Genomic DNA, 23,156 nt, shown 5'->3' on the forward strand with positions numbered 1-23,156 from the left:
CCTATGTCATTAAGTCACGACATTCTCGCCGAGCTGGCGGAAATTAAACCCGGTTCCCCTCTGGCAGAGGCGCGCGCCACGCGGGACGCCGCCACGAGACACGCGCAGGGCAGCTACGAAATCTTATTTACCCAGCAGGACAGCGATTTTGCGCTGGACGAACGCTTCGCCGTCGCGGCAAAAGTCGCCAGGTGGCACAACGCGGAGGCGCTGGCCGCACACTATGCGGGGTTTGGCCTGGCGGACCCGACCTCCGACCGTCTGACCCCGGCGCTGAACTTCGCGCGCCTGCTGACCTTCTCTCCCGTTGAAGCTACGCCCACATCGTTAAAGGCGCTGACCCAGGCGGGATGGAGCAAAGAAGGTATCGTGACCCTGGCGCAGCTGATCGCCTTTGTCAGCTTCCAGAGCCGACTGATTGCCGGGCTGCGGCTGCTGAACGACAGGCCAGTCGCCACAAGCGATGCCCCGGTGGCGGCAGGCGTCTGGCACACGACCGCAACCACGGCCACCGGCAAGGCGGCTCCCGTCGCCTTCACCCAGCAGGAACTGGGCTGGGAACCGTGGATCGCCGCCAAACCGCTGGCGGATTTTCGTGATGACGAGGTTGCGATCCTGGCGAAGTTTGGCCACACCGATTCCGACTATTTCCGCCTGCTGGGCCGCAACCTGCCGGTGCTTGAACAGCGCACGCTAACGGATAAAGGGATTTTTTATACGCCGGGAGGATTGCCGCGCGCCGAGCGCGAGCTGGCCGCAACGGTCGCCAGTAAAATTAACGGCTGCATCTACTGCGCATCTGTCCATGCGCGGAAAGCCAGCCAGCTGTCAAAGGATGACGCTGCGGTAGAGGCTCTGCTGGCCGTGCGTCCAGGACAATCCCTGAGCGAGGGACAATCTGCGTGCTGGGAGGCGGAGATCAATTTTGCGGCGGCGCTATCGGTTACGCCTCCTGCCGCCACGCCGCTGCACCTTGCCGCGCTTGAAAAAGAGGGGCTGGACACCTTAGCCCAGCTTGATCTGGTGCAGTCCGCCGCGTTCTTCGCATGGGCGAACCGACTGATGCTGACCCTTGGCGAGCCCTGGCTTGCCTGAATTCGATCAGGCTAGCGCGTGAGCGTTAGCCTGAGCCCGTCTGGCCCGCAGGTAACCGTAGATCAACAGCGCGCTCATGGCCGAGAACGAGAGTATCGCCGCAGGCAGCGTGACGTAGCGCCAGCTAAAGCCGAGGGTAATCATCATCCCGCCAAAATATGCCCCGATCGCGCTGCCGAGATTAAACGCCATCTGCCCGCCCGCAGCACCCAGCATCTCACCGCCCTTCGCATTTTGCAGAAGCAGAATTTGTAGCGGCGCAGAGAGCGCAAACAGCCCGGCACAGCAGATAAAACCCATGACCAGCGAGGCCGTTTTCAGTTCGCCACAGGCAAAAAGCAGCAGCAGCGAGGCGACAATCACCATGTCGGTGGTGGCCGCAATGCGCAGCGGACTAAAACGCCCCGAGAGCTTGCCGCTCAGCAGATTGCCCAACACCATGCCAAGGCCCATCAGCATCATGATGATCGTCATCATGCCTTCGGAAAAGCCAGAAACGTTGACCATAAACGGCTTAACGAAGCTGAACCACGCGAACACACCGGCGTTACCAAACATGGTGGCGGCAAAAATCAGCCAGGGCTCCGGTTTCTTCAGGAACTGGAACTGTTCGGTCAGTTTAATTTCTGATTTGTCATGAATGTCCGGCACCCAGATCAGCACCGAGAGGATCACCAGCGCATCGAACAGGGCTATCAGGAAAAAGGTATAACGCCAGCTGAACTGGTGCCCGAGCCAGGTCCCCAGCGGAACGCCCATCAGGTTGGCCACGGTCATCCCGGCGATCATCCCGGCCACCGCGACCGTCACCTTCCCCGGCGGCGCAATTTTGGAGAGGATTATCGCCCCGACGCCAAAAATGGCGCCGTGCGGGAAACCGGAAATCAAGCGCCCGGTCGCCAGCCAGAAATATGACGTAGAAAACGTAAACAGAGCGTTCCCAACCGCGCACATGGCAACCAGAAACAGCAGCGTAGTTTTTAAGGAGAACCTGCCTGAGAAAAGCGCCACAATCGGGGCGCCAATCACCACGCCGAAGGCGTAAAACGAGATCATATTCCCGGCGGAGGGAATCGAAATACCGGTGTCATGCGCCAGCTCGGTTAACACGCCCATAATGCCAAATTCGGCCATGCCCAGGCCAAATGTGCCAAGCGCCAGCGAAAATATTGTCTTTTTCATGCCTCAACCACGGGTTAATCACTCGCAGCGGGCATTATTGAATAATCTTGTATGGTGAGCCAGTTCAAATCAGCTGGCTGGCAGGTTAATCCATTAATTCAGGAGTTTTCTCCAACCGCGACACGGGGCAATGGAAAACAAAAAGCCCCGGCAGGCGTCAGGGCTTTAAAGGGTTTAAGGTCTGGTTTTTACGGTGTGCTTTCTGCCGCTGCTTTAGCGCGTGTAATCGCGCCAGCATTGAAAATTGGGTGCTCGTGATTGTTCGTTACGTCACGAACGCGGTAAATTTTCCATGCATCATCTTCACGACGAAGAAATACCTCAAGGTGAATGCTTCTCCCGTTACCCGCCCCTTCAATAACCTGGACTGCTTCACCGTTTAAAAATGGTCTGGCGTTTTCCACTCGTAACGCAGGTATCCATTCACGAGAATAATCTTGGGTATACGTAAAATAGTCAGACTCTATTAACTCTTGTTCAGAGATTTCCTGAATAGTATTAATGCGAACAGTCGTATCAGCAGAAACATATTTACGCAGTTCGTCGGCAGGATAAGGCCTGGCTTCATCGCTGCCGAATACGGAAAGATAGGATTTATAAAATGATTCAGTAGCGTCTTGTGCGCTACGTTCTTGATTGGCAGCCGAACTACATCCCACCAGCAACATAACGAATGATAACAATATCCTTTTCATCAATGCATCCTGTAAATTTTAAAGGATGGTTGCATTTTGCGGTATCCAGGCCCCGGATACATACTTTTTTGAACGAAATCAGAAATCCATTGTGTACCGTCATACATAGTCATGTGGCCTATGCCATTTCCACCAGGGTATGGCTGTATCACGGCCACATCACCAGCAATTAACGTTGAACCGGGCGGCAGCTCACTGAATCCAGCACGTAATAATTCAACCCCATAATCTTTTGCATAATCTGTGTTCGCTACCTTAACACCGCCAGCCAGAATGGCAAGGAGGGTAAACTTAGCACATTCACTATGAGAGCGCCCCAGAGCGTGTGAACGGAGATACGAAACAGTAGCTTATTTATTCCAACTCATTCTTAGTTCCTTTAAGTAAGTGAGAAGGAAATTATTACGTTAACCTTTGATAAGCTGTGGGATTAAAAATGCTGAAATGTAGTATTAATACTAAAACGAATAGCGACGATATGACAGGGGTACTGTGCCGTGGCACATTCGCGAATACCCCTGCCGTATCGCCGGAAAGCAAAAAAACTGTCAGCGGTCTTAATGAATGCGTCCCGTAGGACGCACTATAAGATCACTTACATTGAAAATCCGCATTGTGATCAAGGTTATTATTAGCGTGCTTAGTTACCATCAAGCCTCAGCTCACCCATGCAGCAACATGGGTGCAATCAGCAAAGAGGAATGGCTGATAACCTCTTCATAAGGAAATTTTTTATGCCGCATCATGATGTGAATATTAAGCTAAACACAAGTACTAAAACCTTTGACGACGTTAACGGAGAAATTACTGCAATCAAATTACTTATTGGCTTGATTGCCACAAAACTCACCCAAGATTGCCGCGATAACTTACTTAGCGAGTTAAATTCGTTAGGAAAGCCAGATCTAGCGAAAATGTTGGAGCAGTTTTTTCCCAAGTGAAGCAAAGTAAAGCTTAATTGAAGCAAAGGGACGAGGGGATTCGTAAGAAAAACTCGTCCTTTTACATTTAACACACCGCTATTTTGTTACATTAGACATCTCTCTATCTGCTTGTTTAAATTGCTAATGGTGGGCCTTAACTGGATGTGCCGAACGCACAACCGGGCGCGCTCCGTACACCTGGTACGCGCGCAATAAAAAGCCCCGGCAGGTGCCAGGGCTTGTGAGGTTTATTCTTTACAGGCCGCTTTCAGCAGCAGACTTCACGCGAGTTATTGCACCCGAGTTAAATATGGGATGCTCATAGTTATCGCTTACATCACGGACCCTGTATATCTTCCATTTATCAGCCTCACGCCGAACGAAAACTTCCAGTTCTAACTTCCCGCCGTTTTCCTTACCAATCCAAACTGGCATTACCTCACCACCCAAAAAGGGGTTCGAGGTACCGACAGTGAGCGCCGATATCCACGACGGGTCATAATCCTGCGCGTAAGCGAAGTAATCAGAGCCAAGTAAATCTTGTTCGGGTATCGACTCTATATCGTCCAGTCTCTTGAGCGTGTCTGCAGAGACATATTCGCTCATTTCGGATAGTGGGAATTCTCTGTCACTACTGGTAAGGGTCGGTAGATATGCTGCGTAGAAAGCTCGGACGCGGTCTGAAGCGCTGATATCGGGCTTAACAGTACATGCGGAAAGCAGACACGCAAACAACACCATTGCAGCTCGCATCAATTCTTCCTGTAAATTTTGAAAGACGGTTGAGCCGCGCGATACCCCGGCCCAGGGTACATGCCGTGTTGTCGAAAATCGGAAATCCACTGTGTGCCGTCATACATTGTCATATGTCCGCTTGAGTTTCCGCCCGGATAGGGTTGAATGACAGCAACATCGCCACTTAATAATGTAGAACCCGGAGGAACTTCATGAAATCCCGCTCGCAGTAATGATGGCCCGTAATCTTTTGCGTTTAGCGTTCTCTCCAGCCTGACGCCACCTGCTTTTATTGCTTCCCTGGTAAACATTGCACATTCGTTATGTGAACGACCGAGAGCGCGTGATCGGAGGTGTGAAACAGCAGCTTCTTTATTCCAACTCATTCTTAGTTCCTTTAAGTAAATAAGAACGAAATTATCACGCTAACCATATTTAGCGTGTGGGCTTAAACGTGCTGATTTTTCGCATCCGTGACGTTCTAAAAGGGGAACGGGTGCTAAGCACCTTCGTTAATACCTAAATAACTGCTTGAAAAAGTGTTGCTAAATTAATTACCTAAAAACAATACGTTTAATATCAGGTGGATTACACTTCATAGTGCGGCCTCGCTTTTTCCACGCCGGACAACCTGAGGATGACAATCATGGGAAGCAAAAAGAAAACCCCTGTCGCTGTTGATGTCGTATCGAATGCACCGCTTAAGACCAAAGAGTATGAAAAAGAGCTCCGCCGCCTGCACGTCGAACTGGTTAAGCTCCAGCAGTGGGTCGTCGCCAAAGGGTTAAAAGTGTGTATTGTTTTTGAAGGACGCGATGGTGCAGGCAAAGGCGGCACCATTAAAGCGATCACCGAGCGCGTCAGCCCGCGCGTGTTTCGCGTTGTTGCGCTCCCTGCCCCGACGGAAAAGGAAAAAAGCCAGCTCTACTTCCAGCGCTATGTGCCCCACCTGCCTTCGGCTGGCGAAATCGTGATCTTCGATCGCAGCTGGTATAACCGCGCGGGCGTGGAACGGGTGATGGGGTTCTGCACGGAGGAACAGGCGGAGAAATTTTTGGACGGCGCGCCGGTTATGGAAAAAGCGATGGTCGATGCCGGAATTATCCTGCTGAAGTACTGGCTGGAGGTGACGCCGAAAGAGCAGGAGCGGCGCCTGCGCGACCGTATTAACGATGGTCGTAAAATCTGGAAGCTATCACCGATGGATATTAAATCCTTTAACCTGTGGGATGAGTATACCCTTGCGCGCGACGCCATGTTTGAAGCCACCGATACCGCCTGGGCGCCGTGGTTTGTGGCGCGTTCAGAGGATAAAAAACGCGTGCGCCTGAATATTATTTCGCATCTGCTTTCGCAGATACCGTATAAAGAAATTCACGTCGACAAGGTGGATTTACCGAAGCGCAAAATCGGCAAAGTCAAACCCACAAAATACCCGTTCCGCTATGTGGAAGAGCGGTTCTGATTTAAAAGAATAGGCCCGTGCAAGCGCAGCGCCGCCGGGCAGAGCCGACGGCGCAGGTCTTACTTCAATCCTTCCGTGCTTTCCTGTTTCGCTTCCAGCCGTTCCACATCACGATACCAGCGCGGATGGTGTTTCTGCGCCCAGCGGCGGCTCACCTTCCCTTCAATCATCCCTTTGATTGACCCTTTTACCCAGAACGCCATATACATGTGGATCAGGATGGCATGAATCAGAATGATGGCCGACGTGGCGTGGATCAGCAGCGCGTAGCGAATCACCTGTATCGGGAAATAGTGCGCAAAATACGGTCGCCAGATGATTACCCCGGTCACCAGCAGCACAAAAATCATGCTCATGATGGTCCAGAACATCATCTTTTGCCCGGCATTGTATTTCCCCACCTTCGCGACTTTGTGCTCGTTGCCCTTCAGGACTTCGACGATCCCTTTCACCCACGGGATATCCTGCTTGTCCGGGATGTTATGGTGGACGAAGCGCACGAACATAAACATCAGCACCACGAAAATCAGCACGCCGAAGAACGGGTGCAGAATGCGCCCCATCTGCGGCGTACCGAAGGTTTCGGTCAGCCACTGCAGGGTCGGGAAGAAAAATGAAATCCCCGACACCGCCACCAGGAAGAAGCAGATAACTACCGTCCGGTGACAGGCGCGGTCGACAAACTTTGTGCGCACTATCATTTTCGACTTACTCATGGTGTTCCTCCTCGTCCTCGTCCACCTCTTTGTTTGGTCCGATACCGATGTAGTGATAAATCAGCCCAGCGAAGGTGGCGATAAAGCCCGCCGCGGATAGAGGCTTGAGCGCCCCTTTCCAGAGGTTAATGGAGGTATCGATCGCCGGATCCTTCGGCAGGTTGTGGTACAGCTCGGGCTGGTCGCTATGGTGCAGCACATACATCACGTGCGTACCGCCCACGCCCTGCGGGTTGTAAACGCCCGCATTCTGGTAACCTCGTGCTTTCAGCTTGTCGACCCGCGCCTGCGCCACGTCCAGCATCTCTTTTTTGGTGCCGAAGTGGATTGCCCCGGTCGGACAGCTCTTCACGCAGGCAGGCTCCTGCCCGACGCTGACGCGGTCCACGCACAGGGTACATTTGTATACCCGGTTATCCTCTTTATTGAGTCGCGGGACATTAAACGGACAGCCCGCGATGCAGTACCCGCAGCCGATGCAGTTGTCCTGCTGGAAATCGACTATCCCGTTGGCGTACTGAATAATCGCGCCGGCAGACGGGCACGCCTTCAGGCAGCCCGGATCTTCACAGTGCATGCAGCCGTCTTTGCGGATGAGCCACTCCAGCCTGCCGTTCTGGTCGGTTTCGCTAAAACGCATCACCGTCCAGGATTTGGCGCTCAGATCCGCCGGATTATCGTAGACCCCAACGCAGTGCCCCACCTCGTCGCGGATGTCGTTCCACTCCGAGCACGCCACCTGGCAGGCCTTACAGCCCACGCAGGAGGAGACGTCGATAAGCTTGGCGACCTCTGCCTTGTAGTCCCGCGCGCGGGGCGCGGGCGTTATCGGGTTAGTCGCGGAGCGTTTGATAACGTCTTGTGTTTCCATCGCCATTGAATCGCTCCTTACGCTTTCTCGATGTTGACCAGAAACGCCTTGTACTCCGGCGTTTGCGAGTTGGAATCCCCGACGTTTGGCGTGAGGGTATTGGCGATGTAGCCTTTCTGCGCCACGCCTTCAAAGCCCCAGTGCAGCGGGATACCGACGGTTTCCACCTGCTGGCCGTGCACGTTCAGCGACTGCAGGCGGCGGGTGACCACCGCCACCGCGCGGATAAAGCCGCGCTTGCTGCTCACCTTCACGCGATCGCCGTTGGCAATGCCTTTCGCCTTCGCCAGCGTCTCGCTTATCTCCACAAACTGTTCCGGCTGCGCGATGGCGTTAAGCCGCGCGTGCTTGGTCCAGGTATGGAAATGCTCGGTCAGGCGGTAGGTCGTTCCCACGTACGGGAATTTGTCCTTTTTGCCCAGGCGCAGGACGTCGTCTTCGTAGATACGCACCACCGGGCTGGAGACCACGTTCGGGTGCAGCGGGTTTGTCCCCAGCGGCGTTTCCATCGGCTCGTAATGCTCCGGGAACGGCCCTTCCGCAAGCTTGTTTAGAGCAAACAGACGTCCCAGCCCTTCCGGCTGCATAATAAACGGCCCGGTGTTGCTGCCCGGCGCGGCGGTGCTGTAGTCCGGGATATCGTTCCCCGTCCATTTCGCCCCGTTCCACTGGATCAGCATGCGTTTCGGATCCCACGGCTTACCGTTCACGTCGGCAGATGCGCGGTTGTAGAGCACGCGACGGTTCAGCGGCCACGCCCATGCCCAGCCCAGGGTGTTGCCCAGCCCGGACGGGTCGGCGTTGTCGCGGTTGGCCATCTGGTTGCCCTGCTCCGTCCAGCAGCCGGTGTAGATCCAGCACGACGATGCCGTGGTGCCGTCATCGCGCAGCAGCGCAAAGCTGTTCAGCAGCTGGCCTTTCTTCGCCACCAGGTTGCCGTTGGCGTCGTAGAGATCCGCCAGCGCCACGCCGTTGTTCTCTTTCGCGACCTCTTCGGATTCAGGACGATCGGGCTGCTTGTAGCTCCAGCTCATCTTCAGCAGCGGCTCCGCGCCTTTACCGCCTTCGGTGCGGTACATCTCGCGCAGGCGGTGGTAAATCCCGGCGAGGATCTCGCCGTCGTTACGCGCTTCGCCCGGTGCGTCCTGGCCTTTCCAGTGCCACTGCAGCCAGCGGCCGGAGTTGGCAATGGAGCCGTCCTCTTCCGCAAAGCAGGTGGACGGCAGGCGGAACACTTCGGTCTGAATCGACGCCGGATCGACATCGTTTGATTCCCCGTGGTTCTGCCAGAAGGTGGAGGTCTCGGTCACCAGCGGATCGATAACGACCATGTACTTCAGCTTGCTCAGGCTGCGAACGACTTTGTTTTTGTCCGGGAAAGAGGCTACCGGGTTGAAGCCCTGGCAGATATAGCCCGTGACGTCACCCTTATCCATCATGTTGAAATACTTGATGACGTCATAAGCCTGATCCCACTTCGGCAGCCACTCAAAGCCCCAGTCGTTCTCTTTCTGCGCCGCATCGCCGTAGAAGGATTTCATCAGACTGACGTAGAACTTCGGATAGTTGCTCCAGTAGTTCACCTGGTCCGGCAGCGTCGCTTTTGGCGTATTGGCCTCAAGATACGTTTGCAGATCCGTCTGCTTTTCAGACGGCAGCGTCAGGTAGCCCGGCAGGCTGGTCGAGAGCAGGCCGAGGTCGGTTAAGCCCTGAATATTGGAGTGACCGCGAAGCGCGTTCACGCCGCCACCGGCCATCCCCATATTGCCGAGCAGCAGCTGGATCATCGCCATGGTGCGGATGTTCTGCGCGCCCACGGTGTGCTGCGTCCAGCCCAGCGCGTACAGGAACGTGGTAGTTCTGTCGGCGGCGCTGGTGGAGGCCAGCACTTCACACACCTTCAGGAAGTCCGCTTTCGGCGTGCCGCAGATGTTCTCCACGACGTCCGGCGTATAGCGGGAGACGTGCTGCTTCAGCAGGTTCCACACGCAGCGCGGATGTGTGAGCGTTTCATCGCGCATCGCATAGCCGTTTTCATCGAACTGATAGTTCCAGGACGTTTTATCGTACTCACGTTTTTCGGCGTCATAGCCGCTAAACAGCCCGTCATCGAAGGCAAAATCATCCCGCACCAGCAGGTTCGCGTTGGTGTAGTGCTTAACGTATTCCGCGTTGATTTTGTTGTTTTCGATCAGGTACAGCAGCACGCCGGACAAGAACGTAATGTCCGTACCGGAGCGGATCGGCGCATAGATATCGGCCACCGATGCCGTACGCGTAAAGCGCGGATCGACGACGATAAGCGTCGCATCGTTGTTGTTTTTCGCTTCCATCGCCCAGCGGAACCCCACCGGATGGGCTTCAGCGGCGTTACCGCCCATCACCACCACGACGTTAGCGTTTTTGATATCAACCCAGTGGTTGGTCATCGCACCGCGACCAAATGTTGGAGCAAGACTTGCTACCGTTGGTCCGTGTCAGACGCGCGCCTGGTTGTCTACCGCCAGCATGCCGAGAGAGCGCACAAACTTTTGCGTCAGCATGCCGGTTTCATTACTGGCCGCAGAGGCACACAGCATCCCGGTGGAAAGCCAGCGGTTGACCGTTACGCCCTGCGCGTTCTTTTCAATAAAGTTGGCATCGCGGTCGGCTTTCATTAACGTTGCTATACGGGAGAAGGCCTCATCCCAGGAGATACGCTGCCATTTATCAGAACCCGGCGCGCGGTATTCCGGGTAGCGCAGGCGGTTTTCGCTGTGAACGTAGTCCAGCAGCCCCGCCCCTTTCGGGCATAACGCCCCGCGGCTCACCGGATGATCCGGATCCCCTTCAATGTGGTAAATCGCTTCTCTGGCGTTCTTCGCACCATCGCCCAGGCTATACATTAAAAGCCCACAACCCACGGAGCAGTATGTGCAGGTGTTACGGATCTCTTTCGCGCGCAGCAGCTTATAGTTGCGTGCCTGAGCCAGCGCCATTTTGGGGGCAAATCCCAGCATGGCTGCCGTTGTTCCGGCCATACCGCCCGCGCAGATTTTAAAAAATTGTCTGCGGCTGACGTCCATTGTTGTCCTCGTTATCTGAAAACATTTCGCGCCGCAAACTAACAGCAAAGCCCCTGATTTTTTTGCGTCAAATCAAGGTCCTCTGCCTTCCCCCCCTTAATAGTCACCCCCGGAACATTTCATTACCCCTTTTTGATTAACGGTTTAAGAGAATAATTCACGACAGCATCAGGATGATTGCGATACATTTTCCCTCTGATTTTTATTGCGATGACGAAGTAATGGACAGAAAGAGAGCAACGCTTATTGGGCTGGCGGCGATATTGTTATGGAGCACCATGGTCGGCCTTATTCGCAGCGTGAGTGAGGGACTTGGGCCGGTAGGCGGTGCGGCGATGATCTACACCCTCAGCGGATTACTGTGTCTGGTGACGGTAGGATTTCCTGATCTCAGGCGGTTTTCACTCCGCTATCTTATTGCCGGCAGCGTTTTATTTGTCAGCTACGAAATATGTCTGGCGCTGTCGCTGGGCTATGCCGCAACGCGCGCTCAGGCGATTGAAGTGGGTATGGTGAATTACCTTTGGCCAAGCCTGACGATCGTATTTGCGATTTTGTTCAACGGGCAAAAGTCTACCCTGTGGGTGCTCCCCGGCCTGGTCATTTCGCTGCTGGGCGTCTGCTGGGTATTGGGCGGCGAAGAAGGATTACACCTTGAGGAAATAACCCGCAATGTCGTTTCCAGCCCTCTGAGCTACGCGCTGGCGTTTGCCGGGGCCTTTATCTGGGCCGCCTATTGCACCGTCACCAGCAAATTTGCGAAAGGACAAAACGGTATTACCCTGTTTGTTTTGCTGACCGCGCTAAGCCTGTGGGTGAAATATTTTCTGAGCGATCAGCCCGAGATGGTGTTCACGCTTCCGGTGGTGGTGAAGCTCGTCATGTGCGGGATCGCGCTTGGGTTTGGTTACGCCGCATGGAATATTGGCATTCTGCACGGGAACGTCACGGTTCTGGCTGCCGTATCCTATTTTACCCCCGTGCTCTCTGCCGCGCTTGCCGCCGCGGTGCTAAGCTCTCCCCTTTCATTCTCGTTCTGGCAAGGGGCGCTGATGGTCTGCGCCGGGTCGTTGCTCTGCTGGTACGCAACAAGACAATAGCGCCTCTCCAACGGCCGGGTTAATTTCAACCCGGCAACATAATTAACATAAATTTAAAATGTGATCGCACCTCAGAATATTTATCATAATAATAGAGCGTCTGTTTAAGTTCGGTTTATATTGAGCGCCTTCTGTAAAGCCACCTGAAGCGAGTTGACGTAAACTGACAACCCAGTGAAATTAGTCAGTGATAAATATTAACGCTCTGGATAGCATTACCTGCAATAATTCAGCCCTGGCAGCTTTAATGAAATATACGAAATAGACGTTGAAAAATTAAATCAACCCATTGTTTTTAAAGAGAAGCAGGCGATACCCCCCTGCCAAACCATCGGAAATTGCGAAATTTAACGCAATAGACTAAAACCATCAGAAATTATCTTAAAAGCAATAATCCCACTGACTAAATAACCATTAATCGTATAAATTCCGGCCATATTGTTTGAATAACCGCCTTCTCGCACGATCGAGATCACACTAATTGAAATTATCTCTAATATTTTGAAACTTATTATTGAAATAAGACTACGAGATTCTTAAAAATAGCATGCCATTGACGAACAGCCTCGTTTAGAAATCGTTCACAGTGGTTCAGGAAATACTGAAAAAAAATTATAAGGAATATTTAAGATGAAACTTAAATTAGTTGCAGTGGCAGTCACTTCCATGCTGGCAGCAGGCGTTGTTAACGCTGCCGAAATTTACAACAAAGACGGTAACAAGCTGGATCTGTACGGTAAAGTAACAGGTCTGCACTATTTCTCTGATGACGCTGGCGCAGATGGCGATAAAACCTACATGCGTATCGGCTTCAAGGGCGAAACCCAGGTTAACGATCGGCTGTCCGGCTACGGCCAGTGGGAATACCAGATCCAGGGTAACAAAGACGAAGGCGACAACCAGTCCTGGACCCGTGTGGCGTTTGCAGGTCTGAAGTTCGCGGAAGCAGGCTCCTTTGATTACGGTCGTAACTACGGCGTAATTTACGACGTGACTTCCTGGACCGACGTTCTGCCAGAATTCGGCGGCGACACCTACGGTGCCGACAACTTCCTGCAGTCTCGTGCTAACGGCGTTGCGACCTACCGTAACCAGGACTTCTTTGGTCTGGTTGACGGCCTGAACTTTGCTCTGCAGTACCAGGGCAAAAACGGCAGCGTAAGCGGTGAAAACACCAGCGGCCGCAGCCTGCTGAACCAGAACGGTGACGGCTACGGCGCGTCCCTGACTTACGATCTGGGCGAAGGCTTCAGCGTAGGTGGTGCAATGTCCTCTTCCCGTCGTACCGCTGACCAGAATGCGGCTGGCGTATACGGTGAAGGCGACCGCGCAGAAGTATACAGCGGTGGTGTTAAATACGACGCGAACAACATTTACCTCGCGGCACAGTACTCTCAGACCTATAACGCAACCCGCTTCGGTACCTCTAACGGTAATCGCAGCGACATCTACGGTTTTGCAAACAAGGCGCAAAACTTCGAAGTTGTGGCTCAGTATCAGTTCGACTTTGGCCTGCGTCCATCCATCGCCTACCTGCAGTCTAAAGGGAAAGACATCGAAAACTTCGGCGACCAGGATCTGGTTAAATACATCGATGTTGGCACGACCTACTATTTTAACAAAAACATGTCCACCTACGTGGATTACAAAATCAACCTGCTCGACGACAACCAGTTCACTCGCCAGGCAGGCATCGGTACCGACAACATCGTTGCGCTGGGTCTGACCTACCAGTTCTAAATCTTGTCTGTACAAAAGCCAGCTGCACAAGCTGGCTTTTTTTATCTCCCTCTTTTACCCGCCAGACGACTCCCCACCCGCCGCCCGACGCAGCCAGTTTTGCAGCAGCTTGCCGTCTTCAGTCATCTCTGAGTCAGTACGCACGCAGAGGTAATAGTCGCGCCCGTCATCAATCGGCAGGTCAAATATCTTCACCAGTTCGCCGCTCTCAAGATAAGGCGCAATCAGCGGCTCACGCATTAACGCACACCCCAGACCAGCCTGAACGCCCGCCAGCGTCAGCAGACCATCCTCAAACATCGGACCGCTGCGGCGCACGGGGCGCTTCACCCCCTGTTGTACAAACCACTGCGCCCATGTGCTGCGCTCCTCATCGTGCAGCAGCGGCATTTGCAGCAGTTGCTCGGGCGTGTCGATATGGCCGTGAATGCGCAAAAACGCGCGGCTGCACACCGGGACCATCTGACCGGAAATCAGCTTTTCGCTTTGATAGCCCGCCCACTGCCCGTTGCCAAAACGAATCGACATATCCGACGCGTCGCTCAGATAGTTACGATGGTTGGCATACACCACGTTGATCTCCGTTTGCGGATTGGCGCGCATAAACGCAGGCAAACGTGGGATAAACCACCCCATACCAAAAAGTGGGATCAGGCTGATGGTGACCTGACGCGTTTGCGCCTGCTCCGCCAGGTGCTCCGTCGCCTGGCGCAGCACGTTAAACGCCGCGCGGATAGAGCGGTAATATTCCCGCCCGTGCTGGCTCAGCACCAGCCTGCGCCCCTGACGCTCCGTGAGCGGCATTTGCAGATACCCTTCAAGCACCCTGAGCTGATGGCTAACGGCCGACGGAGAGATGTCTAGCTCCTGCGCGGCCAGCGTGACGCTGCCCAGCCGGGCGATGGCCTCGAACGCACGTACGGCCCGAAGCGGCGGATCGTTTGCCAGTCGGCTTTCTGCATACGCCGCCAGGCTCGCCAATTGTTCTGTTTTATTCATATGTTGATTTCTTTAGGCTTTTCACTCAAAAGCAGGCATTAACTATTTTCTTATAATTCATAAAGATAAAACAATATTTATTTATCATAAGAAATAATAGATGCGTATTTTACAATTTAATTCATTTATTGGATGGTAGCCGCAGAACGAGCACTTTGCGGGTACGGACGTTGGATACACTCATACAACAACTGATCAACGGTGTGATGCTGGGCAGCATCTACGCGCTGATCGCGCTGGGCTATACCATGGTGTATGGCATCTTGCGCATTATTAACTTTGCTCACGGCGATATTCTGATGGTCGGTGCGCTCACCACGCTCTCCGCCATAAACGCCCTGAATACCACCTTTCCACAAATGCCGCTGCTGTTGCAGCTTGGCGTTGCCCTGGTGATTGCCATGGCCGTTTGCGCCCTGCTGGCAATAGCCGTGGAGCGCTTTGCCTACCGTCGACTGCGCAGCGCACCGCGCCTGGCACCGCTGATCTCGGGTATCGGCGTCTCCGTCCTGCTGCAAACCGTGGCGATGATTATCTGGACGCGCAACCCGCTGATGTTCCCGCAGATCCTGCCGATGGACCCTATCGCCGTCACGTCCGGCAGCGGAGCGCACCCGCCCGCCATCGTGACCGTTACCGGTATTGTCACCGTGGCGCTGGCGTTGGCGGTGATGACCGGGCTGTGGCTGCTGGTCGAATACACCCGTCTGGGGCGCGGCATGCGCGCCGTGGCGGAAAACCCGCGCGTGGCCACGCTGATGGGGGTTAACCCAAACGCCATTATTACCCTGACGTTTGCCATTGGCGGCGTGTTCGCCGCGCTGGCAGGCGTAATGATGGCGAGCAACTACGGCAACGCCAGCTTCTCGATGGGCTTTTTGCCCGGGATCAAGGCCTTTACCGCCGCCGTGCTGGGGGGCATTGGCAACATTCGTGGCGCCATGATCGGCGGGATACTGCTCGGCATTATCGAAGCGCTGGGCGCAGGCTACCTGGGTGAACTGACCCACGGCGTATTTGGCAGCAACTATCAGGATGTCTTTGCCTTTATGGTGCTGATCCTGGTGCTGGTCTTCCGTCCGGCTGGCCTGCTGGGCGAGCGCGTGGCGCAAAGGGCGTAAGGAATACCATGACAACACTTCAACTCCAGACTCCGGCGACGACGCGCAAATTCTGTTCAGGCATGGTTCTGTTCTGCCTCGCGCTGCTGGTTGCGCCCGTGGCGGCCACGCAGCTTGGCGGCAACTACTGGGTGCGCGTTATCGACTTCGCCCTGCTCTACATCATGCTGGCTCTGGGGCTCAATATTGTGGTGGGCTATACCGGCCTGCTGGACATGGGCTTTATCGCCTTTTACGCGGTTGGCGCTTATCTCGCTGCGCTGATGGCCTCCCCACATCTGCTGGAGGTGTTTCCTGTTCTCGGCGTCTGGTTCCCGGACGGGCTGCACACCTCGTATCTGCTCATTATTCCGCTGGCTGCGCTCGTCGCTGCAGTCTGCGGGATTTTACTGGGAGCGCCCACGCTGAAGCTACGCGGAGACTACCTGGCGATAGTGACCCTTGGCTTCGGCGAAATTATCCGCATCCTGATGCGCAACCTCGACCGTCCTGTGAACATCACCAACGGCGCAAAGGGCATAACCGGAGTGGATACGCTGAACCTGTTCGGCCTGAAGTTTAGCGGCGTCTACCACTGGTTTGGTTTCAAAGTACCCGCCCTGTGGCTGTGGTACTACCTGCTGATGCTGGTGATTGTGGCGATTATTTTTGTCTGCCTGCGCCTGCAGCATTCCCGTATTGGTCGCGCCTGGCACGCTATCCGCGAGGATGAAGATGTGGCCCGCGCGATGGGCATCAACGTGCGTAACTATAAGCTGCTCGCCTTTGCGATGGGGGCCTCCTTTGGCGGCGTAGCGGGTGCGCTTTTCGGCGCGTTTCAGGGATTTGTCTCGCCGGAATCCTTCACGTTACAGGAATCCATTGCCGTACTGGCGATGGTGGTGCTGGGCGGTATGGGGCACATTCCGGGGGTGATCCTCGGCGCGGTACTGCTTACCGCCCTGCCGGAACTGCTGCGCAGCCAGGCAGCGCCGGTTCAGCAGGCGCTGTTCGGTACGGTGCTGATTGACCCGGAAGTGCTGCGTCAGCTGTTTTACGGTCTGGCACTGGTGCTGGTGATGCTGGTGCGCCCGTCCGGGATCTGGCCGGTACGCCACAAGGAGGCGAAAGCATGAGCCTGTTAACCGTACGCAACATGACAAAACGCTTCGGCGGCCTTACCGCCGTGGATGACGTTTCCATTACCGTGAACAAGGGCGAGATCTACGGCCTGATTGGTCCTAACGGGGCGGGGAAAACCACCTGTTTTAACCTGATCACCGGGCTTTATCCGGCGGACAGCGGCGAATTCTCCATTGCCGATAAGCCCTATTTTCCAAAGCACATTGAGAAAGTCACCGCCGCCGGGATCGCCCGCACGTTTCAGAACGTCAGGCTGTTTAACGAGATGTCGGTGCTGGAAAACGTGATGGTGGGCCGCCACGTGCGCACCCGTAACGGTCTGTGGGCCGCGCTGAGCCGCCACAAACGCGCTCGCGAGGAAGAAAAGCAGACCCGCGAACTGGCCTGGCACTGGCTGGAGTACACCGGCATTGCGCAGTTCGCCCACTCTCGCGCCTGCGATCTGGCCTATGGTCATCAGCGTCGCCTTGAGATCGCCCGCGCGCTGGCAACGGATCCGCTCCTGCTGGCGCTGGACGAGCCCGCCGCCGGGATGAACGCGGCGGAAAAAGTGGCGCTCGGCGAACTGCTCATCCGCATCCGCGATGACGGCAAAACCCTGCTGATGATTGAACATGACGTCAAGCTGGTGATGGGCATCTGCGATCGACTGACGGTGCTTGATTACGGCAAAACGCTCGTCAGCGGCACGCCGGAAAGCGTGCGGCGCGACCCGGCTGTAATCGCCGCCTGGCTTGGAGGTCACGCTCATGTCTGAATTGCTGAAGGTGGAACGTCTGGACGTGCATTACGGCGGCATTCAGGCCGTACGCGATGTCTCCTTTACCCTGCGCGAGGGCGAGCAGGCTACGCTGATCGGCGCGAACGGCGCGGGGAAAAGCTCCACCGTGCGCGCCATTACCGGGCTGGAAAGCTTTAGCGGCAGTATTGAATTCAGCGGTAAAGCGGTGCGTAAACAGAGCCCGGAGGCCCTGCTTCGCGACGGACTGGTGATGGTCCCGGAGGGCCGCGGGATCTTCTCCCGAATGACGGTGCTGGAAAACCTGCAGATGGGTGCCTGGCTCAGGCGTGACACTGTCACCGTCAGGCGCGAGATGAACGAGATCTTCGAGCGCTTCCCGCGCCTGGGCGAGCGCCAGCATCAGCTTGCCGGGCTGCTGTCCGGCGGCGAGCAACAGCTGCTGGCCCTTAACCGCGCCCTGCTCAGCCGCCCGCGGCTGCTAATCCTCGACGAACCCTCGATGGGCCTTGCGCCGAAGATGGTCGAAAACATTTTTGCCGTCATCGCGGGGCTGCGCGAGCGCGGCGTCGCCCTGCTGCTCATCGAACAAAACGCCCGTCTCGCGCTGGAAGTCACCGACAGCGCGTGGGTGATGGACAGCGGCAGCATTGTTCATCATGGCGAATCGAAAGCGCTGCTCGATGACGACCAGATTGCACAGATTTATTTGGGTGAAATACCCGTTTAACAACACCAGCCAACATCAGGGAAATACCATGAAAACAGTAAAAATCAGTGCGCTCAGCGCCGCTATTCTGCTCGGTAGTTTTGCCTCCACGTCCGCGTGGGCCGCCGACGGTGAAACCGTGGTCATCGGTCTGGCGGGGCCGCTGACCGGCCCGTCTGCCCGTATCGGTAAAGATCTGGAGAACGGCGCGCAGCTGGCAATTGACGACATTAACAAGCAGCACCCGACCATCGGCGGCAAAGCGGTGACCTTCAAGCTGCAGTCCGAAGACGATCAGTCTGACCCGCGCACCGCCGTAGCCGTCGCACAGCGTCTGGTGGACAGCGGCGTGGCGGGCGTGGTCGGTCACTGGAACACCGGCACCAGCATTCCAGCGGCCCGCGTTTATCACGATGCGGGCATCGCGCAGGTGGCACCGGTCGCGACAGGTCACGCCTATACCAAACAGGGTTTTGACACCAGCTTCCGCGTGATGGGCCACGACGATGACGGCGGCCAGCTCGCCGGCCAGTACGCGGTAAATACCCTGAAAGCCAAACGCATTGCGGTGATCGATGACCGTACCGCATTCGGTCAGGGTCTGGCAGACCAGTTTATAAAATCGCTTGAAGCGCAGGGCGTGAAGGTTGTCGATCGTCAGTACGTGGATGACAAAACGGTCGATTTCAGCGCCGTGCTGACCGCCATCCGCAGTAAAAACGCCGATCTGATCTTCTTCGGCGGCGTCGACAGCCAGGCCGCACCGCTGGCCCGTCGCATCAAACAGCTGGGCATGAACGCCACGCTGATGGGCGCAGGCGGATTCGTCAGCCAGACGTTCCTCAAGCTGGCGCAGAAAGAAGGCGAAGGTGTGGTGGCGCTGGAGCCGGGTCTGCCCGTTGACCAGATGCCGGGTGGAAAGGCATTCGAACAGGCCTATCAGTCCCGCTACCACACCCATATCGAACTGCACGCCCCGTTCGCCTATGACGCTACCCGCGTGCTGGTTGCGGCAATGGAAAAAGCAGACTCCGTTGAGCCCTCCGACTATCTGCCAGCCCTGCGCGCCATCAGCTATTCCGGCGTCACCGGGCAGATTGCGTTTGATAAAGAGGGCAACCTGAAATCGCCGTCGTTCACGGTCTATAAGGTTGTCGACGGCAAATGGCAGCCGCAGACCGTGCTGGGCGGCGCAAAAGCGAAGTAACGCAGCGAGGCAATGTGATGAGTGATAATAACGAGCTGGGCATTCTCGCCCGCCGCAAAATTGAAGCCGAAATTATTAAGCCAATTTATGAAATCCTGGTGCGCGAGATAGGGAAAGCCCGCGCCCAGGCGGTGATCGGCGAGGCTATTGAGCAGGCCGCAATTGACGCAGGCAAAGCGTTTGCCAGCAAAGAGCCCAACGGCGCGGACGTAAAGAGCTTTATCGCCCTACAGTATCTGTGGGAGAAAGATAATGCCCTGGAGGTCAAGGTGATCGACGCCGACGACCAGCAGTACAACTATAACGTGACCCGCTGTCGCTACGCGGAGATGTATCACGAGATGGGGCTGGGCGAGATTGGTCACCTGCTCTCCTGCGCGCGCGATGAAAAATTCATCGTTGGCTATGCGCCGGACGTGAAGCTGACCCGCACCACCACAATCATGCAGGGCGGTTCGTGCTGTGATTTCCGCTACCGCAGCACTAAGGACAAGACATGATCCGCGTCAACGCCGAAAGGCTGTGGTCAACGCTTGAGATGATGGCGCAGATCGGCGGCACGCCCGCCGGTGGCGTCACCCGTCTGGCATTGAGCGAGGAAGATCGTATTGCGCGCAACCTGCTGCGCGACTGGGCGCTGGATGCCGGTTTTACCTGTGACGTCGACAGCATGGGCAATATGTTTATCCGTCGCGCCGGGAAAAAACCGCAGCTTGCCCCGGTCATGACCGGTTCGCACGTTGATACCCAGCCGCTGGGGGGGAACTACGACGGTGTTTACGGCGTGCTGGCCGGGCTGGAGCTGCTGCGAACCCTTAACGATAATAACGTTGAGACCGAGCGTGACGTTGTGCTGGTGAACTGGACTAACGAAGAAGGCGCGCGCTTTGCGCCAGCCATGCTCTCATCAGGGGTCTGGACGGGACAGTTTAGCGAAGCCTACGCCCATGCCCGCGCGGATATCGACGGTATCACCGTAGGTGAAGCGCTGGAGAGCATCGGCTACCGGGGTGAAGCCCCTGCCCGCGCGTTTCCGGTTCACGCCTGCTACGAACTGCACATCGAACAGGGCCCGATTCTGGAAGATGAAGCCATCGATATCGGGTTAGTCCGCGCGGCCATGGGCCAGCGCTGGTTTACCCTGACGCTGGACGGATTTGCCGCCCACGCGGGCACCACGCCGATGCACAGCCGCCGCGACGCGCTGACCGCCTTCGCCGAGCTGGCGCTGAAGGTGGAAGAGATTGGCTATCGGCATGCACCGGACGGACGTGCGACGATCGGTATGGCGCAGGTTACGCCAAACTCGCGCAACGTCGTGCCGTCTCGCGTGGTATGCAGCGTGGAGTTTCGCCATCCGGCGCAGGCGGCGCTGGAAGCCATGGAGGCAGCGCTGCATAAGGTAGCTGAAAGCCTGAGCCTGCGCGGCGTGTTGGCTCTCGTTGAACGCATTTTTGAATACGCGCCCATCGCGTTTGATGCCGAATGCCTAGCGCGTTCGGAGAAGGCCGTGGCGGAACTGGGCTATTCGTCGAAACCGATGGTCTCCGGTGCAGGACACGACGCCTGCTATGTCAGCAAAATTGCGCCCGCCAGCATGATCTTTATCCCCTGCGTGAAAGGCGTCAGCCACAACGAAGCGGAGAGGATCCTGCCAGAGTGGTCGGAAAAAGGGGCGAATGTGCTGCTGCATAGCGTCCTGTCCGCGGCCCAGGAGAGCTAGAACGGCGCGGAAGCAGCCCTGCTTTCGCGCGACGCTAGACGGCAACGCGGCGGCTGATTTCAACCACCCGATCGCTGGGAAGGTGGTAGTGGTTGATGACGTGCGTGCAGTTGCGCTTCATGAAGGCAAATATGTGCCGTTGCCAGGCCGCCATACCGGCCCCGCCTTCGCCTGCCACAATGGTTTCATGCCCGACATACCAGGTGGCGTCATCGGTGGCAAAAAGCGCGTTAATCTCGCTAACGCCCTGCAGCAAACGCGGGATATCAGGGTGTTCCATAAAGCCATACTGCGCAACGCCGTGCCAGTAGCCCGGCGCGCGCTGTTCCACCCTGATACGCTGCTCTTCCCCGACGTAGGGAACGTTGAGAATATCAATGGTCAGCGACAACACGTCCTGCTGTAGCGCCCGGTTTCGCGCGACGTGCCAGCGCATTACCGGCGGGATATTGTTCTGCGTGCGGGTCAAAAAGACGGCAGATCCCGCCACTCTGGGCACCGTCTTTTGCTGAAGCTGAGCAAAGAACGCGTCCACGCTGACGCCCTTCTCGCCCACCGATGCGGATACCGCCTTAACGCCGCGGTGCCAAATCAGCATCACCGTACAAATCGCTGCGGCCATCAGCAGCGGTATATAGCCGCCTTCCAGGACCTTTATCAGATTGGCAAATAAGAATGTGGCATCAATTACCAGAAAACAGAGGGCGATAACCGCGCTGCTGGCCAGGCTCCAGCGCCACACTTCCCGCATCGCCACAAACAACAGCCCCGTAGTCATCAGCATGGTTAATGACACGGCAATCCCGTACGCCGCTGCAAGCTTATCTGAGGATTTAAAGAACACCACCAGCCCGATGGTTACTACCATCAGCAGCCAGTTGATTATCCCGATATAAATCTGACCGTAGCTTTCTGCCGCCGTCTGCTTGATGCGTAATCGTGGTAGCCAGCCGAGCTGAATCGCCTGACGCGTCATGGAAAACGCGCCGGTAATAATCGCCTGACTGGCGATGATCGTCGCCAGCGCGGCAAGAATGATGAGCGGTACCTGCAAGGCTGGCGGACAGAGCGTATAGAATAGATTTTGTTTGCTGTCGGCACCGGCCAGAATCAGTGCTGACTGACCAGCATAGTTGAGCAGCAGCGAAGGAAAGACGATGCCGTACCAGGCAAGCCAGATGGGCTTTTTGCCAAAATGCCCCATGTCTGCATACAGGGCCTCGGCCCCCGTCACGCAGAGAAATACGCCGCCCAGGACCAGGAAACTGGTGTACCCGTTTGAAAACAAAAACGCGATGCCGTACGCAGGATTGAGGGCCAGCAATACCGAGGGGTGCTGAACGATCCCCCGCACGCCCAGAGCCGCAATCGCCAGAAACCACAGCGCCATCACTGGGCCAAATATCTTCCCTATGCGGGCGGTACCAAAAGGCTGGATCAGGAACAGCGCCAGCAACACCGCCACCGTCAGGGGTAATATGTACGGCTGGGACTCCGGAATGACCATCTCCAGCCCTTCCAGAGCGGAAAGCACGGAGATGGCCGGGGTTATCGCGCCATCTCCGTAAATTAACGCGGCGCCGATGAGGGCAGCAAAAATGACCCAGCGACCGCCTTTGCCTTTTTCCACCAGAAGCGACATCAGGGCCATAATGCCTCCCTCACCATGATTATCAATTCGCATGGCGAAGGCGGCATACTTGATGGAGGTCACCAGGATAAGCGTCCAGGTAATAAGAGAGAGCAGGCCCAGGATGACGCCTGGCGTAGGGTCATGCTCTGAGAGCGAAAGCACCGTCCGGAAGGTATAAAGCGGGCTGGTGCCGATATCACCAAAAACGACGCCCAGCGCGCCCCCCGCAAGCAGGGTTAACCGGGAAAGCGGTTGGGACGCATCACTGCTGTGGCGAGAGCTCATATTTTCCAGCAAGAGTCAGATAATCCTGTAA

At 56.0% G+C, this 23,156-nt stretch carries 21 protein-coding genes; 12 read left to right on the plus strand and 9 right to left on the minus strand.

Translation table 11 applies throughout. The features are described 5' to 3' along the window. Positions 1 to 3 precede the first annotated feature (3 nt). Complete coding sequence (locus FOY93_RS11775; protein ID WP_143345159.1) at positions 4 to 1,095, plus strand: alkylhydroperoxidase domain protein; 1,092 nt, start codon at positions 4 to 6, stop codon at positions 1,093 to 1,095. A 6-nt stretch (positions 1,096 to 1,101) separates the two neighbouring features. Here the strand turns inward: FOY93_RS11775 and araJ are convergent, their stop codons facing one another. Both araJ and FOY93_RS11785 read right to left on the minus strand, forming a co-directional pair. Continuing rightward, the gene (araJ, locus tag FOY93_RS11780; protein WP_133294483.1) at positions 1,102 to 2,277 is read right to left on the minus strand and encodes an MFS transporter AraJ; all 1,176 of its coding nucleotides are present in this window, start codon (positions 2,275 to 2,277) and stop codon (positions 1,102 to 1,104) included. A 188-nt stretch (positions 2,278 to 2,465) separates the two neighbouring features. Further along, positions 2,466 to 2,972: a DUF3828 domain-containing protein gene (locus tag FOY93_RS11785; RefSeq protein WP_143345160.1), complete on the minus strand. Its 507-nt coding sequence runs from the start codon at positions 2,970 to 2,972 to the stop codon at positions 2,466 to 2,468. A gap of 701 nt (positions 2,973 to 3,673) precedes the next feature. On the opposite strand from FOY93_RS11785, the gene FOY93_RS11795 reads away from it, so the two are divergent. Further along, on the plus strand, positions 3,674 to 3,913 hold the full coding sequence (locus FOY93_RS11795) for a hypothetical protein (protein WP_143345161.1): 240 nt from the start codon (positions 3,674 to 3,676) through the stop codon (positions 3,911 to 3,913). Positions 3,914 to 4,150: 237 nt separating this feature from the next. Here FOY93_RS11795 and FOY93_RS11800 read toward each other — a convergent pair whose 3' ends face one another. After that, a complete protein-coding gene (locus FOY93_RS11800; protein ID WP_133294486.1) occupies positions 4,151 to 4,648 on the minus strand; it encodes a YqhG/Tai3 family protein in 498 nt (165 codons plus the stop codon). Continuing rightward, entirely contained in the window at positions 4,648 to 5,016 is a 369-nt protein-coding gene (locus tag FOY93_RS11805; RefSeq protein WP_133294487.1) for an NlpC/P60 family protein, read from the minus strand. The genes FOY93_RS11800 and FOY93_RS11805 overlap by 1 nt, the downstream gene beginning before the upstream one ends. A 260-nt stretch (positions 5,017 to 5,276) precedes the next feature. Between FOY93_RS11805 and ppk2 the strand changes: the two genes are divergently transcribed. Beyond that, positions 5,277 to 6,095 (plus strand): polyphosphate kinase 2, encoded by an 819-nt coding sequence (ppk2, locus tag FOY93_RS11810; protein WP_008501727.1) that lies wholly within the window; start codon positions 5,277 to 5,279, stop codon positions 6,093 to 6,095. A 59-nt stretch (positions 6,096 to 6,154) separates the two neighbouring features. Here ppk2 and fdnI read toward each other — a convergent pair whose 3' ends face one another. From fdnI to fdnG, 3 genes are read right to left on the minus strand one after another with little or no spacing between them, the layout of a single operon-like run. Then, entirely contained in the window at positions 6,155 to 6,811 is a 657-nt protein-coding gene (gene fdnI, locus FOY93_RS11815) for a formate dehydrogenase-N subunit gamma (RefSeq protein WP_143345162.1), read from the minus strand. After that, on the minus strand, positions 6,804 to 7,688 hold the full coding sequence (fdxH, locus tag FOY93_RS11820) for a formate dehydrogenase subunit beta (RefSeq protein WP_143345163.1): 885 nt from the start codon (positions 7,686 to 7,688) through the stop codon (positions 6,804 to 6,806). The genes fdnI and fdxH overlap by 8 nt, the downstream gene beginning before the upstream one ends. Before the next feature lie 11 nt (positions 7,689 to 7,699). Beyond that, a complete protein-coding gene (gene fdnG, locus FOY93_RS11825) occupies positions 7,700 to 10,747 on the minus strand; it encodes a formate dehydrogenase-N subunit alpha (RefSeq protein WP_143345164.1) in 3,048 nt (1,015 codons plus the stop codon). Positions 10,748 to 10,968: 221 nt separating this feature from the next. Between fdnG and yddG the strand changes: the two genes are divergently transcribed. After that, positions 10,969 to 11,847, plus strand: a complete 879-nt coding sequence (yddG, locus tag FOY93_RS11830) for an aromatic amino acid DMT transporter YddG (RefSeq protein ID WP_115875195.1) — start codon at positions 10,969 to 10,971, stop codon at positions 11,845 to 11,847. A gap of 630 nt (positions 11,848 to 12,477) precedes the next feature. Beyond that, positions 12,478 to 13,587 carry a porin OmpC gene (locus FOY93_RS11835; RefSeq protein WP_115875197.1) on the plus strand — a complete coding sequence of 370 codons (1,110 nt, stop codon included), beginning with the start codon at positions 12,478 to 12,480 and terminating at the stop codon, positions 13,585 to 13,587. Between the two features lie 54 nt (positions 13,588 to 13,641). Here the strand turns inward: FOY93_RS11835 and FOY93_RS11840 are convergent, their stop codons facing one another. Beyond that, positions 13,642 to 14,586 (minus strand): LysR substrate-binding domain-containing protein, encoded by a 945-nt coding sequence (locus FOY93_RS11840; protein ID WP_143345165.1) that lies wholly within the window; start codon positions 14,584 to 14,586, stop codon positions 13,642 to 13,644. Between the two features lie 170 nt (positions 14,587 to 14,756). On the opposite strand from FOY93_RS11840, the gene FOY93_RS11845 reads away from it, so the two are divergent. From FOY93_RS11845 to FOY93_RS11875, 7 genes are read left to right on the plus strand one after another with little or no spacing between them, the layout of a single operon-like run. Continuing rightward, positions 14,757 to 15,707 carry a branched-chain amino acid ABC transporter permease gene (locus FOY93_RS11845; RefSeq protein WP_143345166.1) on the plus strand — a complete coding sequence of 317 codons (951 nt, stop codon included), beginning with the start codon at positions 14,757 to 14,759 and terminating at the stop codon, positions 15,705 to 15,707. 8 nt (positions 15,708 to 15,715) lie between these two features. After that, positions 15,716 to 16,822: a branched-chain amino acid ABC transporter permease gene (locus FOY93_RS11850; protein WP_143345167.1), complete on the plus strand. Its 1,107-nt coding sequence runs from the start codon at positions 15,716 to 15,718 to the stop codon at positions 16,820 to 16,822. Further along, complete coding sequence (locus tag FOY93_RS11855; protein WP_143345168.1) at positions 16,819 to 17,586, plus strand: ABC transporter ATP-binding protein; 768 nt, start codon at positions 16,819 to 16,821, stop codon at positions 17,584 to 17,586. Before FOY93_RS11850 ends, FOY93_RS11855 begins: the two co-directional genes overlap by 4 nt. Then, positions 17,579 to 18,298, plus strand: a complete 720-nt coding sequence (locus FOY93_RS11860; RefSeq protein WP_143345169.1) for an ABC transporter ATP-binding protein — start codon at positions 17,579 to 17,581, stop codon at positions 18,296 to 18,298. Before FOY93_RS11855 ends, FOY93_RS11860 begins: the two co-directional genes overlap by 8 nt. Before the next feature lie 28 nt (positions 18,299 to 18,326). Then, the gene (locus FOY93_RS11865; protein ID WP_143345170.1) at positions 18,327 to 19,484 is read left to right on the plus strand and encodes a branched-chain amino acid ABC transporter substrate-binding protein; all 1,158 of its coding nucleotides are present in this window, start codon (positions 18,327 to 18,329) and stop codon (positions 19,482 to 19,484) included. Between the two features lie 17 nt (positions 19,485 to 19,501). Continuing rightward, the gene (locus FOY93_RS11870; RefSeq protein ID WP_143345171.1) at positions 19,502 to 19,984 is read left to right on the plus strand and encodes an L-2-amino-thiazoline-4-carboxylic acid hydrolase; all 483 of its coding nucleotides are present in this window, start codon (positions 19,502 to 19,504) and stop codon (positions 19,982 to 19,984) included. Then, entirely contained in the window at positions 19,981 to 21,207 is a 1,227-nt protein-coding gene (locus tag FOY93_RS11875) for a Zn-dependent hydrolase (protein ID WP_143345172.1), read from the plus strand. The genes FOY93_RS11870 and FOY93_RS11875 overlap by 4 nt, the downstream gene beginning before the upstream one ends. Before the next feature lie 34 nt (positions 21,208 to 21,241). Here the strand turns inward: FOY93_RS11875 and FOY93_RS11880 are convergent, their stop codons facing one another. Continuing rightward, positions 21,242 to 23,125 carry a potassium transporter Kup gene (locus FOY93_RS11880; protein ID WP_136194925.1) on the minus strand — a complete coding sequence of 628 codons (1,884 nt, stop codon included), beginning with the start codon at positions 23,123 to 23,125 and terminating at the stop codon, positions 21,242 to 21,244. Between the last annotated feature and the right edge of the window lie 31 nt (positions 23,126 to 23,156).

It is taken from the genome of Enterobacter sp. 18A13 (genome assembly GCF_007035975.1).
Classification (GTDB): Bacteria; Pseudomonadota; Gammaproteobacteria; order Enterobacterales; family Enterobacteriaceae; genus Enterobacter; species Enterobacter vonholyi.

Coding starts and splice junctions, on each gene's coding strand:
- FOY93_RS11775 (WP_143345159.1), top strand. CDS start 4: ATGTCATTAAGTCACGACATTCTCGCCGAGCTGGCGGAAATTAAACCC.
- araJ (WP_133294483.1), bottom strand. CDS start 2,277: ATGAAAAAGACAATATTTTCGCTGGCGCTTGGCACATTTGGCCTGGGC.
- FOY93_RS11785 (WP_143345160.1), bottom strand. CDS start 2,972: ATGAAAAGGATATTGTTATCATTCGTTATGTTGCTGGTGGGATGTAGT.
- FOY93_RS11795 (WP_143345161.1), top strand. CDS start 3,674: ATGGCTGATAACCTCTTCATAAGGAAATTTTTTATGCCGCATCATGAT.
- FOY93_RS11800 (WP_133294486.1), bottom strand. CDS start 4,648: ATGCGAGCTGCAATGGTGTTGTTTGCGTGTCTGCTTTCCGCATGTACT.
- FOY93_RS11805 (WP_133294487.1), bottom strand. CDS start 5,016: ATGAGTTGGAATAAAGAAGCTGCTGTTTCACACCTCCGATCACGCGCT.
- ppk2 (WP_008501727.1), top strand. CDS start 5,277: ATGGGAAGCAAAAAGAAAACCCCTGTCGCTGTTGATGTCGTATCGAAT.
- fdnI (WP_143345162.1), bottom strand. CDS start 6,811: ATGAGTAAGTCGAAAATGATAGTGCGCACAAAGTTTGTCGACCGCGCC.
- fdxH (WP_143345163.1), bottom strand. CDS start 7,688: ATGGCGATGGAAACACAAGACGTTATCAAACGCTCCGCGACTAACCCG.
- yddG (WP_115875195.1), top strand. CDS start 10,969: ATGGACAGAAAGAGAGCAACGCTTATTGGGCTGGCGGCGATATTGTTA.
- FOY93_RS11835 (WP_115875197.1), top strand. CDS start 12,478: ATGAAACTTAAATTAGTTGCAGTGGCAGTCACTTCCATGCTGGCAGCA.
- FOY93_RS11840 (WP_143345165.1), bottom strand. CDS start 14,586: ATGAATAAAACAGAACAATTGGCGAGCCTGGCGGCGTATGCAGAAAGC.
- FOY93_RS11850 (WP_143345167.1), top strand. CDS start 15,716: ATGACAACACTTCAACTCCAGACTCCGGCGACGACGCGCAAATTCTGT.
- FOY93_RS11855 (WP_143345168.1), top strand. CDS start 16,819: ATGAGCCTGTTAACCGTACGCAACATGACAAAACGCTTCGGCGGCCTT.
- FOY93_RS11860 (WP_143345169.1), top strand. CDS start 17,579: ATGTCTGAATTGCTGAAGGTGGAACGTCTGGACGTGCATTACGGCGGC.
- FOY93_RS11865 (WP_143345170.1), top strand. CDS start 18,327: ATGAAAACAGTAAAAATCAGTGCGCTCAGCGCCGCTATTCTGCTCGGT.
- FOY93_RS11870 (WP_143345171.1), top strand. CDS start 19,502: ATGAGTGATAATAACGAGCTGGGCATTCTCGCCCGCCGCAAAATTGAA.
- FOY93_RS11875 (WP_143345172.1), top strand. CDS start 19,981: ATGATCCGCGTCAACGCCGAAAGGCTGTGGTCAACGCTTGAGATGATG.
- FOY93_RS11880 (WP_136194925.1), bottom strand. CDS start 23,125: ATGAGCTCTCGCCACAGCAGTGATGCGTCCCAACCGCTTTCCCGGTTA.